The sequence below is a fragment of the Sneathia sanguinegens genome (assembly GCF_001517935.1).
GTDB classification, from domain to species: Bacteria; Fusobacteriota; Fusobacteriia; order Fusobacteriales; family Leptotrichiaceae; genus Sneathia; species Sneathia sanguinegens.
The window spans coordinates 160,914-176,886 of the sequence record NZ_LOQF01000001.1 but is presented as its reverse complement, the minus strand read 5'-3'; the positions used below and the strand labels follow the sequence as shown (position 1 = coordinate 176,886).

At 27.3% G+C, this 15,973-nt stretch carries 12 protein-coding genes; 3 read left to right on the top strand and 9 right to left on the bottom strand.

Translation table 11 applies throughout. The features are described from left to right. Nucleotides 1-100 precede the first annotated feature (100 nt). Nucleotides 101-1,447, top strand: coding sequence for a Na+/H+ antiporter NhaC family protein (locus AWT65_RS00750; RefSeq protein WP_066728321.1), 1,347 nt, complete (start codon nucleotides 101-103; stop codon nucleotides 1,445-1,447). Nucleotides 1,448-1,451: 4 nt separating this feature from the next. Beyond that, nucleotides 1,452-2,657, top strand: coding sequence for a methionine gamma-lyase (gene megL / locus AWT65_RS00745; protein ID WP_066728319.1), 1,206 nt, complete (start codon nucleotides 1,452-1,454; stop codon nucleotides 2,655-2,657). Between the two features lie 92 nt (nucleotides 2,658-2,749). Here the strand turns inward: megL and AWT65_RS00740 are convergent, their stop codons facing one another. The 4 genes from AWT65_RS00740 to glmS are packed head-to-tail and all read right to left on the bottom strand — an operon-like array spanning nucleotide 2,750 to nucleotide 7,690. Continuing rightward, nucleotides 2,750-3,796, bottom strand: a complete 1,047-nt coding sequence (locus AWT65_RS00740; protein WP_066728317.1) for an extracellular solute-binding protein — start codon at nucleotides 3,794-3,796, stop codon at nucleotides 2,750-2,752. A gap of 47 nt (nucleotides 3,797-3,843) precedes the next feature. Next, a complete protein-coding gene (locus AWT65_RS00735; protein ID WP_066728315.1) occupies nucleotides 3,844-5,271 on the bottom strand; it encodes a UDP-N-acetylmuramoyl-L-alanyl-D-glutamate--2,6-diaminopimelate ligase in 1,428 nt (475 codons plus the stop codon). A 12-nt stretch (nucleotides 5,272-5,283) separates the two neighbouring features. Further along, entirely contained in the window at nucleotides 5,284-5,928 is a 645-nt protein-coding gene (locus AWT65_RS00730) for a uracil-DNA glycosylase (RefSeq protein WP_066728313.1), read from the bottom strand. A gap of 1 nt (nucleotide 5,929) precedes the next feature. Further along, nucleotides 5,930-7,690 carry a glutamine--fructose-6-phosphate transaminase (isomerizing) gene (gene glmS / locus AWT65_RS00725; RefSeq protein WP_066728312.1) on the bottom strand — a complete coding sequence of 587 codons (1,761 nt, stop codon included), beginning with the start codon at nucleotides 7,688-7,690 and terminating at the stop codon, nucleotides 5,930-5,932. 480 nt (nucleotides 7,691-8,170) lie between these two features. Between glmS and AWT65_RS00720 the strand changes: the two genes are divergently transcribed. Next, nucleotides 8,171-9,667, top strand: coding sequence for a hypothetical protein (locus AWT65_RS00720; RefSeq protein ID WP_066728311.1), 1,497 nt, complete (start codon nucleotides 8,171-8,173; stop codon nucleotides 9,665-9,667). 64 nt (nucleotides 9,668-9,731) lie between these two features. Here AWT65_RS00720 and AWT65_RS00715 read toward each other — a convergent pair whose 3' ends face one another. From AWT65_RS00715 to AWT65_RS00695, 5 genes are all read right to left on the bottom strand, one after another. Then, nucleotides 9,732-12,542: a hypothetical protein gene (locus tag AWT65_RS00715; protein WP_066728310.1), complete on the bottom strand. Its 2,811-nt coding sequence runs from the start codon at nucleotides 12,540-12,542 to the stop codon at nucleotides 9,732-9,734. 120 nt (nucleotides 12,543-12,662) lie between these two features. Next, entirely contained in the window at nucleotides 12,663-13,373 is a 711-nt protein-coding gene (locus AWT65_RS00710) for an ABC transporter ATP-binding protein (protein ID WP_066728307.1), read from the bottom strand. 2 nt (nucleotides 13,374-13,375) lie between these two features. Beyond that, nucleotides 13,376-14,131, bottom strand: a complete 756-nt coding sequence (locus tag AWT65_RS00705; protein WP_066728304.1) for an ABC transporter ATP-binding protein — start codon at nucleotides 14,129-14,131, stop codon at nucleotides 13,376-13,378. Next, nucleotides 14,100-15,080, bottom strand: a complete 981-nt coding sequence (locus AWT65_RS00700) for a branched-chain amino acid ABC transporter permease (protein WP_374041700.1) — start codon at nucleotides 15,078-15,080, stop codon at nucleotides 14,100-14,102. The genes AWT65_RS00705 and AWT65_RS00700 overlap by 32 nt, the downstream gene beginning before the upstream one ends. Next, entirely contained in the window at nucleotides 15,077-15,973 is an 897-nt protein-coding gene (locus AWT65_RS00695) for a branched-chain amino acid ABC transporter permease (RefSeq protein ID WP_066728297.1), read from the bottom strand. Before AWT65_RS00695 ends, AWT65_RS00700 begins: the two co-directional genes overlap by 4 nt.

Sequence of the window (15,973 nt, the reverse complement as noted above, 5' to 3'; positions counted from 1 at the left end):
CAAACTATGTTATTATAAAAAAGAATACTATTATATTAAATTTATCAAGTTATAATATATTGAAATAACAATTAAATATTCCAAGAGGAAGGTGAACAACATGGATTCTAAGCCAAAACCAAGTGCTAAAGCATTAATTCCATTTTTAATATTCATCGGACTGTACTTATTTACTGGATTTTATTTAACATATACAGGGCATGAATTAGGTTTTTATGCTGTAAATTCTCCAATATTTGTAATTATTGGAATAATCTCTGCTTTTATTCTTTTTAAAGGAAGCATGAATGAAAAATTTGATAATCTTGTTAAAGGTTGTGGTGATGAAAATATTATCATAATGTGCTTAATATATATTCTAGCTGGAGCCTTTGCTAGTGTTGCCGCTGCTAGTGGAAGTATCGAATCAACGGTTAATTTAGGTATGAGCATAATTCCTTCTAAATATTTAGTAGCTGGTATTTTCTTAATGGGAGCATTTATATCTCTTTCAACTGGTACATCTGTTGGAACAATAGTTACTGTTGGTCCACTTGCAGTTGGTTTAGCAGAAAAGTCAGGTATAAGTCTAGCATTAATGATAGGATCTTTAGTTGGTGGTGCAATGTTTGGAGATAATTTATCTGTTATTTCAGATACAACTATCGCAGCAACTAGAACACAACATGTTGAAATGCGTGATAAATTCAGAATGAATTTTAAAATAGCATTACCAGCTGCTATTATTACTTTTTTGATTTTGTTATTTTGTGTAACTCCAGCTAAAGTCGTAGATACTACAAATTTATCATTTACAATAATTAAAGTTGTTCCATATATTTTAGTATTAGTATTAGCTTTATTTGGTCTTAATGTCTTCACAACATTAACAATAGGTATCTTATTTTCAGGTGCTATTGGACTTGCCACAAAGTCATTTACATTATTAAAATATACACAAAAAATTTATGAAGGTTTCAATGGAATGTTTGAAATATTCCTATTATCTCTATTGACTGGAGGTCTTGCATATCTGGTTACAAAAGCTGGAGGAATAGAATGGATAATTCAAAAAGCAAAAAAACTTTTAAAAGGTAAAAAGTCAGCAGAACTTGGAATTTGTGTATTGATTTCAATATTAGATATTGCAGTAGCTAATAATACTGTTGCTATAATTATAGCTGGTCCTGTTGCAAAAGAAATTTCTAAAGAATACAAAGTAGACCCTAGAAGATCAGCTTCTCTACTTGATACTTTTTCTTGTGTATTTCAAGGTTTAATTCCTTATGGTGCACAAGTATTAATAGCTGCTAGTTTAACTAAAGGACTTTTGAGTCCATTTGATATAATACCATATTTCTGGTATCAATTTATATTAGCAATATTTGCTATAATATCTATCTATATCCCATATACAACTACAAAAAAAGAATGGGATTTCGAATTAGATAAGGTTAAGGAGGATTAAAATTATGAATAGTAATGAAGAAATGAAAAAAATGGGTTTTGCTACACAAGCAATACATGCAGGTCATATGAAAAACACTTTTGGAGCTTTAGCAACTCCAATATATCAAACATCTACATTTATATTTGATAGTGCTGAACAAGGTGGTAGAAGATTTGCTCTTGAAGAAGACGGATATATATATTCAAGACTTGGAAATCCATCATGTGCTGAAATAGAAGCAAAGGTTGCTATGCTTGAAGGTGGAGAAGCTGCTCTTGCAACTGCATCTGGTATGGGTGCAATAACAAGTGCTATTTGGACTAACATTGAAAAAGGAGATCACATCCTTGCTGCTAAAACTCTATATGGTTGTACATTTGCTTATTTAAACCATGGTATTACAAAATTTGGAATTGATGTTGATTTCATTGATATGACTGATTTAGACTTAGTTAAGAAGTCATTAAAGAAGAATACTAAGATTGTTTATCTTGAAACACCAGCAAATCCTAATATGACAATAATAGATATAGAAAAAGTTGCAAAAATAGTACATGATTACAATAAAGACTGTATTGTAATTGTTGACAATACTTATTGTTCACCATACATTCAAAAACCATTATCTTTAGGTGCTGATATGGTTGTTCACTCAGCAACAAAATACTTAAATGGTCACGGAGATGTAATAGCAGGTTTCGTAATTTCAAGAAAAGATCTTGTTGACAAAGCAAGATTAGTGGGGGTTAAAGACTTTACTGGATCTGTTCTTGCACCATTTAATGCTTATTTAATAAATAGAGGATTAAAGACATTGGAAATAAGAATGGAAAGACACTGCTACAATGCTATGAAAGTTGCTGAATTCTTAGAAAAACATCCTAAGATAGCTTCTATTCAATATCCAGGATTAAAGAGTTTTGGTGCTTATGAAGTTGCTAAAAAACAAATGAAATTACCTGGTGCTATGATGTCATTTGAATTAAAAGGTGGCTTAGAAGCAGGTAAGAAATTGATGAATAGCGTTAAACTTTGTACATTAGCCGTATCTTTAGGAGATTGTGAAACATTAATTCAACATCCAGCTTCAATGACACACTCACCATATACACAAGAAGAAAGATTAAATGCAGGTATTACAGATGGTATGGTTAGATTGTCAGTTGGATTGGAAAATGTTGATGATATCATTGCCGATTTGAAACAAGCCTTAGATCAAATCAAATAACATATCTATGGATTAACTTCTATGTCAGGTAGGAGTTAATCCTTTTTTTATAAAAAAAACAAACACCTCAATTGAGATATTTGTTTCTTTTTCTATTTTGCTAATTTAACTTCATTCCATATTCTATCTTGTTTTTCCTTAGCTTCTTCATCCAAACTCATTGGTAATTTAGCATTCTTTACAACTTCTTCTGCTGTTATTATTGGCTTAATTTTAGCTTTTTGCTCAACTCCTTTAATAACAGGTATTTGTCTAAATCTTTCTGCTACCTTAACATAATTTTCTGGTCTATATAAATATTCCAAGAACTTATATGCATTATCCTTATTAGGTGCCTTCTTTAATATTGACATACTATCTATGTACATCATTGCACCCTTAGGTAAGAAATAGACAAAGTTTTTTTGTTCTTCTTCACTTGTTTCATAAAACACATCTGGATAACCATGACAAACAACAAATTCGCCTGATGCTAGACCCTTTCCAAAGGTTGTACTATCAAATTTTGCTAAATTTTTCTTATATTTAATCAATAAATCTTTTACTTCATTTAATTGTTTATCATCTTTAGAATTTGATGGATAGCCTAAATTTTGTAATACCATTCCTATAACTTCACGACCATCGTCTAACATAGTCATTGAACCCTTATATTTTTCATTTAAAAATATGCTTAAATCATGTGGAAAATCTTTACCTAATACCTTAGTATTTACATTAATTCCTGTTGCAAAATATCCATATGGTATTGAATAATTTAAACCTTCATCATAACCTTTTGCAAATTCATATAATTTTAATCTATCTGTATCTAAATTCTCAAAAGTTTTTCCCAATTTATTTTTATCAAGCTTTTCTAAAAGTCCTTTTTTCACTAAAATATCTACATAATCTGTTGAGGGTGAAATAATATCATATTGTGTACTTCCTGTAAATAGTTTAGTAAGTAAAGTGTCATTATTATCATAATAACTAATATTAACTTTTATTCCTGTTTCTTTTTCGAAATTTTCTATAATTTCTTCTGGAATAAAATATGTCCATGTATAAATGTTTACAACATTAGAATTTTGTTTTCCACAAGCGAATAGTGTGAAAATAGTTAAGACTCCCAATAAAATTTTAAAGATTTTTTTCAATTTTCAGATTCCCCCTTTATTTATTTACGAATTATATTAACATATTTTTAAAAATTTTGTAAGCATTTTTTTACTTCTTCTTGATCTGAAAAATACCTAGTCTTTGTTCCTATTATTTGATAAGTTTCATGACCTTTTCCTGCTATCATTAAACCATCATTTTCTTTCAACAAAGAAATTGCATATTTAATTGCTTCTTCTCTTTTTTCTATTTTTATATATTTAGTATAATTTTGTTCCTTTATTCCTTCTTCTATATCACTTAATATTGCTAAGGGATCTTCTGTTCTAGGATTATCAGATGTTAATATTAAATAATCACAATATTTTGTAGCTATTTTTCCCATAATTGGTCTTTTTGTTTTATCTCTATCTCCACCTGCACCAAATACACAATATACTTTTCCCTTTGTTATATTTTTCAAAGTATTAAGTACATTTTCAAGACCATCTGGTGTATGTGCATAATCAACAACTATTCTTGCATTTAGATTATTTTCTATTAGTTCAAATCTTCCAACAACAGGTTTCATTTTTGATATTTTATCAACTATTTCATTAAGATCTATTCCAAGATTAATAAGGACTGATACAACACCTAAAATATTATATAGATTATATTCTCCAATAAGACTTGTATGGAATTTTTTTATTTCATCTTTCACCTTAATTAGAATATTCATACCCTTATTTGTATATTCTAGGACTTCTCCTCTTATTTCTCCATTTTTTATTCCAAAGCTAACAGCTTTTTTAGAGTGAATAGTCTTTATGTATTTGTCATCTACATTCAAACTAATTTTAGCATCCTTTTTAAGCAAATCCATTAAATGACATTTAGCCTTAAAATATGCCTCAAAAGTTTTATGGTAATCTAAGTGATCTTGTGTTAAATTTGTGAATATAGCCCCATCAAATTCAAGCATGTCAACTCTTCCCAAAGCTAGTGCATGTGAGCTAACTTCCATTATGAAATATTCAACACCTTTTTCTACACTTTCAGCCATTAATTTTATTATATCCATAGATTCTGGTGTAGTATTATGTGCTTCATAAAACTTATCTTTAACCCTATAATTAGTTGTTCCCACTCTTGAACTATTTTCCAAAATATTTTCTAAAATATATGTACTTGTAGTCTTACCATTAGTTCCAGTAACACCTATTATCTTTAATTTTTTTTCAGGATGTCCATATAGATTAGCACAAATTACACCAAGATGTTTTCTTAAATCTTTAATATAGTAAAAACTTATATCCTTATACGCAGAAAAATTATGTTCTTTTTCATCGGTCAAAATACAAACAGCTCCATTTTTTATTGCTTTATCTATATAGTTATTGCCATCTGTACTAAAGCCTTTCATTGCAACGAAAATATCTCCCTTTTGTATTTTTCTTGAATCATATTCTATAGAATTAAATACAAAGTCTTTACCTTTTTGTAATATTTCATATTCAACATTTTCAAACATAAAAACACCTTTCTAATACCAATTAATTTCTTTTTCGTGTAAATATTGTAATATTTCATTTATTTTTTTAAAATGGTTACAGCCAAAAAAACCTCTATAGCATGATAAAGGACTTGGATGTGGAGCTTCTAATACATAGTGTCTAGTCGCTATATATTTTTTCTTAGACCTTGCATTCGAACCCCATAAAACAAAAATTAAAGGTTTTTCTCTTGAACTTAAATATTTAATAATTGCATCTGTAAATTGTTCCCAACCTTTGTTTTTATGAGAGTTTGGTTTATGTTCTTCAACTGTTAAAACTGTATTAAGTAAAAGAACCCCCTGCTTTGCCCAATTAGTTAAATCTCCATTTTTTTGCATCCTATAACCATATTCATTTTCAATTTCTTTATATATATTCTTCAAAGAAGCTGGCAATTCTATATTTTCATTAACTGAAAATGCTAAGCCATTTGCTTGTCCTACATTATGATAAGGATCTTGTCCAAGAATAACAACCTTAACATTTTCATAGGAAACCAAGTCAAATGCTCTATATATCTCTTCTTTTTTTGGATATATAACCTTATTTGTATATTCTTCCTTTAAAAATTTTTCTAAATTTTTAAAATATTCTTTTTTTTCTTCATTAATTAAAATATCTTTCCAAGTCATTTTATTCTACCGTAACTGATTTTGCTAAATTTCTAGGTTTATCTACATCATAACCTTTTAAATATGAAGTGTAATATGCAAGTATTTGTAAAGGTATAACAGCTATTATTGGAGTCAACATTTCATTAATTTTAGGTATATTTATTACATAATCTGAATATTGTTCTACACCTTCTTTATTGCTTATTGTAATAACCTTTGCTCCCCTTGCCTTAACTTCTTGTATATTAGATAACATTTTATCATATAGATAACTTTGAGTCATTATTGATATTACTGGAGTATCTTTTTCTATCAAAGCTATAGTTCCATGCTTTAATTCTCCAGCTGCAAAAGCTTCAGCATGTATGTATGAAATTTCCTTTAATTTTAAAGCTCCTTCTTTTGCCAAAGTATAATCCATTGCACGACCTAAATAAAATATACTTTTTGTATTAATTAAAGTTTTAGCGATTTCTTTTATTTCTTCTTCTTTTTCTAAAACCTTAGATATTGCATCATATAGTTCAGTATAATCTGTTTTAATATTAGCAAAGTATGTAGCTATTATGTATAAAGAAATAATTTGTGTTGTATAAGCCTTTGTTGAAGCAACTGCAATTTCTGGTCCTGCAAAAGTATAGAATACATTTTTTGCTTCTCTTGCCAAAGTAGAACCAACTACATTAGTTATTGCAAGTATCATACAATTATGTTCTTTTGCTAATTTTAATGCTGCTAATGTATCTGCTGTTTCTCCTGATTGACTGACAAAAATTACAAGTGTTTTTTCATCTATATATTGCTTATTATATCTAAATTCTGAAGCAATATCTGTATATACTGGTATATCTAAATATTCTTGGAAATAATATTTACCTATAGTTCCTGCATTATATGCAGTTCCACAAGCCACTATATATATTTTATCTATTTTTGAAAAATCTAAATCTATATTTTTCAAATTTAACAAACTACTTTCAACTGTTTTTTCTATTGCTTCTCTTTGTTCATGTATTTCTTTATTCATGAAAAAGTCATAACCACCTTTTGTTGCAGCAGCCATATCCCATTCAACATGATTTAATTTTTTATGTATTTCTTTTCCACTTTTATCATATATTTTTAATTCATTATTCTTTATATCTACCATATCATAATCATCTAAATAGTAAACTTCTCTTGTATATTTTAAAATTGCAGGTATATCTGAAGCTATAAAGTACTCATTATTACCTACACCTACTATTAATGGTGATGATTTTCTAACTGCTACTAGTTCATTTGGACTATCTTTTGCTATTACACCTAGTGCAAAGCTTCCTTCTAATCTTTGAATTGCTTTAAAAACAGCATCTTTTAATGAGCCTTTATAGTAATATGAAATTAAATGAGCTATTACTTCTGTATCTGTACTAGATACAAAATGACTTCCTTTTTCTTCCAATTCTTTTTTTAATTCTTGATAATTTTCTATAATTCCATTATGCACCACAGCAATGTTCATATTATTATCACAATGTGGATGCGAATTAATATCTGAAGGTTCTCCATGTGTTGCCCAACGAGTATGCCCTATTCCTAAATTTCCTTCTATGTCTTTTTCTTCTAAACTTTTTCTTAAAATTTCTAATTTTCCTTTATGCTTTCTTATTTCTATTCCATGAGAATTAGAAATTGCTAAACCAGCAGAATCATAACCTCTATATTCTAACTTTGCTAATCCATCCAGTATAACTGAACTTGCTTTTTTTTCTCCGAAATAACCTACTATTCCGCACATATATATTCCTCCTTTTTTTAGGATTGATATCTATGATTGTATTTTGTATTTAAAATTACTTTTAAATTTTATACTCTCTCTCGAAATAGACCTTCCGCAAAAGCATCCGCCGAAAATTCGATAACTTTTGTCCTCGTCGACTTAAAAAAGCCCTGGCGCTAAAAGATTTCTCTTTTTTCATTATTTTAATCAATCCTACTTATTATACCAAAAAAAATAAAAAATAGCTATCAACCAACGATTTTTTTAAATTTCATTAATTTTAAGAAAAATTGAAATATAAAAGTTAATTATTTTTTAATACTTCAATTTTTAAGTTAAAAAAGTTCAAAATAAAATAAAAAAATAATAATTGTTATTTTTAAATACTTAATATTTCAAAGTTAAAAAACAAACAAGATTATAGCTTTTATTTATTTTTATACTATCGTATAATAATATTGACAAAAATAGTAATTTTAAGAAAAAAAGGAGAAATTTATGAAAAAATCATTTTTATTAGCTAGCTTAATAACAGCTACAGCAATTGCAGCTGGTACTACAGGAAAGCTTACATTTGAATCTAATGCTAAGGCAGACTTTTCAACAAAAACTGAATTAAATAAGCCTACTATTTCATTATTTAGTAATGGCACTTTAAAAACTACAAACACTCATACTGCAACAATAGAAAATGTTTCAGTTTCAACTGAAATAACTCTTAAGGATACTGGTCTTAGTTTTGGTGGAACTTTTAAGGCTAAAGATTTAGTTATATTCACTGATAAGAAAAATAGTAATGGTCAACTAGAACCTGAAAATAAGAAATTAACTGAAATATTAAACGATGTAAATGCTTGGGCTAAATATGAATTACCACAAATGAATGATGTAAATTCTTACCTTAAACTTACTTATAAAAATTTAAATAAAGTTAATTTTGAAGGAGATATAAATTATAATGTTAATGGTGTTAAAATAGGTTTAACTTCTAACACTACTTTACCTGTAGTTTATACAGAAACTAATGATTTTGGTTCAACTATAGAATCTGAACATAAGGTATATGTAACTTCAAATGAAATATCAGTACTAAATGATGTTAATGCAGAAGTAAAGATAGCTAATACTTACAATAAAATTAATGTTGCTCAAGATGGAACAGTAGATGTTAAAGAAGTCTTAAAAAAAGGAATCAAATTTGTTTCAGGTAGTGCTAAGGTAAAATACAACAAGGTTGAAGGTCTTGATTTGAATGCTAATGCTAATTTCAAATTTAATTTTTCTGATACTAAATTAGAATTCAAACATGAAGATGAAAAATTATTCCAAGAATTCAATGGTAATTTCATGCATGATTACAACTTTAATGCTACATATACAGGTTTAAAAAATGCAAAATTTGTATTTAGTCCATTCTTTGCACATTTAGGATTACCTGTTCCAGTGGCTCAAAATAATTTACTTAGTAATATTTGGAATATTTTAGGAAATTCTAATGACCCTAAAGAAAAGAAAGACTTTAGAAAATCTTCAGATGCAATCATTTATGGTACTAAAGTTGCTGTAGGTTATGTAAGTGATATTTTTGAATTAACAGCTACTGCTAAAATTGCAAGACAAACAAAAATAGATATAGATGAAGAAAAAGAAAATGAAAATGATAAAAAGAAATACACAAATTCAGAATATTATGCTTTAGGTTCTGAAGCAAAATTATTTGTAACAAATAATTTAACTGTAACTCCTGAATTCAAAGCTATAGTTAAAACAAATGAAGTAGTTAATTTAGAACAATTAACTTTAACACCAAAAATAAGTTCTGAGTATGCAGCAACATCAGATTTAACTCTTAAAGGTTCTGTTGAATTTCCAGTAGAACTTGGTAAAATTAATAATTATGTAGAAGAAAATAATACAATCAAAGAAAATGGACAAAAATTAGGTTACAAATCAACTTCAGTAAAAGCAAAATTAAATATAGAATACAAATGGTAGTTAGTGATTTTTTCTATTTATAAAATAATGTCTTTAGCCTCTCAAGAAAATGAGAGGCTTTATTTTAAAATTTCAAAGTTATTCCTAAGCCATTTTTGACCATAACTCCTTCTATCTTTTCTTTTTTTATTCTTATAGGTAAGATAAAATTATAGTCTATTTCTACATTTTTTGTAGGGCTATATAATATTTCAACTGTAGGTATAAAAGTATGTATAGGTGTCAACCATCTACTTTGACCTTTAGATTTTTCCATTTCAAAGTATTTATCAAAACCTTCTTTAAATAAGTATTTTGAATATTTATTAATATCTACAGCTGCTCCTTTTTCCAATTTATTAAATTCTTCAGAGCTTGTAAGTTCTGAATTAGCTTTTTTTACTAATTTATTATCTTTTCTCTTATATATTTCAACTTCTACAGGTGAATTTTCTAAATTTAAATACTCAAATTCACCAATATATTCTATACCTGGTTTAAATAACCACTTTTTATTATTACTTATTAACTTTAATTTTGCTAGCACATTAGTTTCTATATTTAATTTACCATATTTCAATTCAGCAAGTTTAAAATCTTTATATGATAATGCTGTTTTTGCTTTAAAATCAAGTGAACTAGGTTCATATGCAAAATCTGCTACAATTGAATATTTATTCAAACTATTAATATTTTTCTTAAATGAATTAATATCTATATTCAAATTTGTATAAAATTCAGCTATGTTGTCATTATAGAAAAAATTTAAATTCATACCATGAACTATACCGCTGAAGTCCTTATCAATTTTAGATAAAACCTCTTTATTCATTTTTTCATAATATTCTTTTTTCTTAACATCATGCTCTGTTTTTAAAATTTGAATACCAGAAAACATATCAAAATTTTCTACTTTTTCTGGATGAATAACTATATTAGAGGCTTTTTTAACTATATTTGTTCCTCTTTCTTGAACTATTTCATTTATTGGCTTAATATATGTTTCATCCATATTTTTTAAATTATTAAAATTTGAATATAATTCTGTAAATCTTATTTTAGACCATTCTAGAGCAGCAAGATGCACAAGATTTTCTATATCTTTTTTTCTATCTTCTAGATTTTTTATAGATTTTTTTACTTTTTCACTATTATCATCGAATTTTTTTAAAGTAGCTATACCATCATCTAATACTTCAAGTATTTCTTTCTTATTATCATCTACAATTTTTCTAACATCAAGTAATTTATTTCCAACTTCTAAAGCTTCTATACCTAATTTTGCGAAAAGAAAACCCTTATCAATTTTACAACCCCAATCCCAAAAACTGCTACATTTTTTACTATCATATTCAGCCTTAACTTTATCATAATTATTTTTTGCTTCTGATAATTTTTCTAAAGGAGTTTTAAATTTTTCTATAAGTCCACCTATTTTATCTACACTTTTTAGAATTTTTGTTGACCCTATTATCTTCCCTACATCTTCTAATTCTTTTTCTGGGAAAATGAAATCTATATCATCTGCTATTGTCATTTTTTTCTTTATAGTTAATTGTTCCATAGTTACATTTTGTGGTTTAGCAACTTGATTTTTAACTTCTTTTTTTAGAAATTTTAAATATTCCATATAATTATCTGGGATATAGTTTGAAATATGGAAATTAGAAACTTCTTCTTCCTTTTTCATACCAAATTCATATAGAGCTTTTTCAACAAAAGGAGATATAAATTTAATGACGCTTTCATTATCTTTAAACTTAGAACTTAACATACTATATTGATCCTTATATACTGACAGTTCTTTAATATCATCTAAAGTTAATTTGCCATTTTGTTTATTATCCTGTATTTTATTAAGTAACTTCTCCATTTTAGTTCCAGCTTCACCTAATTCTTGAATAAGTGATTTATAGGCTAAATTAATTGAATATTCCATCAAATTTTTTCCATAAAGAGTTCCAGTTGGTAAATTAATTGATCTAATAGAACCTTTTTTACCATTTAACTCTCCTTTTTCTATATCTCTTATTTTTCCAAGCTCCCATTTTTTAAAATAGTCAACTTCCGTATTTCCTGGTGCAAAATCTTCAACATCTTTTCTTATTTCTTCCATATTAAATTTATCTTTTGCTTGATTAGAAAAATGATAATTAGCACTTACAGTTAATTGTCTATCTTTATTATTTATAACATCCACTTCCAAGCTAGGCGCTATAAAGATTTCTCTTTTTTTATTTGATAAACTCGTAACATATGCTAATTCTGGTCTTATATAGCCTTTTGTTGCTCTTACTTTACCAGCACTTTCAAATTCCATAACATCTTTGCCACTTATATCTTCAAGTTCTCTATATTTATCAAAACCTATACTTTTCTTATCATAACCTTTAATATATAGCTTATTTAACATTTTAAAATGTTCTGTATCTGTATTTGAATAAATAAAAGCCTTTTGAATTCCTGGCTCATATTTTTTATTACGGAATGTTAAACTATTAGCTCTTAATTTTGCCCCAAGCTTTGTTTTTATCCTATGAATATCAAATTCAATATCTACAGATGGCACATCTATAATAGCTCCTCTTTTAACTATTTCCTTCATTAAATCTTTTGCTTTACCTTCATTACTAAAACTTGTTGCCTGAGCTTTTGGCTCTTCTACAGTCAAATTTTGTATCTTTCTTGCAAATTTATTTATATTATCACTTTTTTCTTCTCCATATATATTTTCTCTAGGTAAAAACATTTTAAAAGTCTTTTCTTTGTCTACATTAATATCTAAACCTTCTATTCCAAAACTCGCTTGTGTCCCTATTCTTATTTTCACATCAACTTCTTTAGCAAAATTATTAAATGTTGCCAAAAGAAGCATAAGTAACATTTTTCTTTTCATACGCCTCCTAATATAACTTGTGTTCTTTTTATATTAGCAAATTTTTACTTATTTGTAAATATATTTTTTTGACACATTATGACATTAAAAAAAAAGAAACATCTTTTTTTAAGATATTTCTCATTCTACTCCAAGATAGGCTTTTCTTACATTTTCATTTTCCAAAAGCTCTTGTCCTGTTCCTTCTAATATTATTTCACCAGTTTCAAGTACATAAGCTCTATTAGCTATTGCTAGTGATTGATTTGCATTTTGTTCAACTAATAGAACAGTTACCCCCAACTGATTAATTTTTTTTATTATTTTAAATATTTCTTCAACCATCAAAGGTGCTAAACCCATTGAAGGCTCATCTAATAATAATAACTCTGGTTTTGACATAAGTGATCTTGCTATAGCTAGCATTTGCTGTTCCCCACCACTCATTGTTCCTGCTAATTGATTTTTTCTTTCATATAATCTTGGAAAAAGTTCAAACATCTGTTTTAAACTTTCTTTTGCTTCATTATAGTTTCTTGTATAAGCTCCTAATTCAAGATTTTCTAATACAGTCAATTCTGTAAATACTCTTCTTCCTTCAGGTGTATGTGCTAGACCCATTTCTACTAATTTATGTGCCTTTATCTTCGTAACATCTATACCTTTAAATTCAATCTGTCCAGATTTTGCTTGTATTAAACCTGAAATAGTCTGTAAAGTAGTAGTTTTACCTGCACCATTTGCTCCTATTAAAGCAACTATTTCCCCTTTTTTTATATAAAAAGAAACATTTTTTACTGCATGTATACCTCCATAATATACATTCATTGCTTCTACTTCTAATAATTTCATAACTATTCTCCTAAATATGCACTAATTACTTTTTTATTATTTTGAATTTCATGAGCCGTACCACTCGCGATTATTTGTCCAAAATTTAAAACATATAATCTTTCACAAATTCCCATAACTAATTTCATATCATGTTCAATTAATAGTATAGAAATTTTAAATTTATCTTTTATAAATTTTATTATCTTCATTAATTCTATAGTTTCTTGTGGATTCATCCCTGCTGCTGGTTCATCTAAAAGTAAAATTTTAGGTTCTGTTGCTAAAGCTCTAGCAATTTCAAGCTTTCTTTGTTGTCCATATGACAAACTATCAGCCTTATACTCTGCTAATTCTTGCATATCAAAAATTCCTAACAATTCCAAAGCTTTTTGTGTTTTTTTCTCCTCTTGAACCTTATATTTTTTTGTTCTAAATATAGCATCAATATTTGAATATTTGATTTCATTTTGATATGCTATTTTTATATTTTCAAGCACTGTTAAATTTTTAAATAATCTAATATTTTGAAAAGTTCTAACAAGTCCTTTATTAACTATTTCATATGTTTTTTTCTTTGTAATATCTTCATCTTCTAAAAATATTTGTCCTTGGTCTGCTGTATACACTCCAGTTAAAAGATTAAATATAGTAGTTTTACCTGCACCATTAGGACCTATTAAACCTACTAATTCATTTTTATTTATATAAAGATTCACAGAAGATACAGCTTGTAATCCACCAAAACTAATCCCCATATTTTTTGTTTCTAATAACATTTTTCAATTTTCTCCTTATACTCTTAAAACTTAATTCATTTGTACCAAGTAAGCCTGATGGTTTAAATATCATTATCATAATTAATACTAATGAATATATAAGAACCCTATATTCAGATAGAGATCTTAGAACTTCATTTATTAGTGTTATAAAACTTGCTGATAAAATAGAACCTGTAATACTTCCTATTCCACCAAAAACAACCATAACTAATATATCTATTGAATATACAAAAGAAAATTTATCTGGAGTTAATATACCTAAATTATGTGCAAATAATACTCCTCCAACACCTGCAAAGAATGATGAAACAAAAAAGCCATAAACTTTTACCTTGTTTATATTAATTCCTAAATTTTCACTAGCAATTTCATCTTCTCTTACTGACAATACTGCTCTTCCATACTTAGATGTCATAAGTTGAATAATAATTACCAAACTTATTGCAACAATTATATATGTATTAGTAAAATTAGTATATATAGGTATATTTTTAAAACCTGCTGCTCCTCCTAAATAATCTATATTTTGAATAATATATTGAATAATTTCTCCAAAAGCTAAGGTTATTATAGCTAAATAATCTCCCCTTAATCTTAAGGAAATTATAGAAACAAGTATTCCAAATATTCCTGAAACAAGACCTGCAACTAGAATTGCAATAACTAATTTTATATTATCATTAAAATTAATTTTTGCTAAGCTTCTTGTAATTACAGCTCCTGTATAGGCTCCTATAGAAATGAATCCAGCAAAACCCAAATTTAGTTGTCCCATAACTCCAACTGTAACATTTAAACTTACTGCAAATAATATTGCTATTAATATACTGATATATACCCCTGCTTTATAACTGAATATTCCTTCATTAATCTTTGATAAATATAGGATAAGATATAATATTATAAGAGCAAGTGCTACTATTATTCCATTTTTATTCTTCATTATACCTTCTCCTTTGTATTTTTTACTAAAATTCCACTTGGTTTTATTATTAATATTAAAATTAATAAAAGAAATACTATTGGATTTGCCCAACTTGTTGAAATATATGCCTTTGTATATGTTTCAATTAAACCTAATACATAACCACCTAGCATAGCTCCCGGTATACTTCCTATACCTCCAAAAACTGCAGCTATAAAGGCTTTAAGCCCTGGCATCATTCCCATATATGGTGTTATTCTTGGATACATTAAAGCATACATTACTCCACCTAAACCACCTAAAGCTGACCCTATTGCAAATGTTAGTGATATTGCAAAATTAGAATTTATTCCCATAAGAGCTGCTGCATCTGCATCCTGAGAAACTGCCTTTGTTGCCTTACCAATTTTTGTATAATTTATGAAATAATGTAAGAGTACCATACATAAAATTGAACATATTATTACAAAGCATGATAAGTAACTTATTGAAAATCCAAATATTTTCACACTATTTGCTGTACTAAAATATTTTGGAACAAAGTCACTTTTTATTATCTTCGGTGCAGCTCCAAAAATTATAAGAGCTAAACTTTCTAATAAAAAACTAACACCTATTGCTGTAATTAACACCGACATTCTCGGTGCACTTCTAAGTGGCTTATATGCTAAGGCATCAATTAAGATACCTAAAATTGCACAAAATATAATTGCAACTATTATAGAGGTAGAAAAAGGCAAACCTTTCTCTACCCCATAATATGTTACATAGGCACCTACCATAAGTAGATCTCCATGTGCAAAATTAATTAACTTTACTATTCCATACACCATTGTATAGCCTAAGGCTATTAGTGCATAAATACTTCCTATTTGTATTCCTATAATACTTTGATCTATAAAATTCTTTAACAT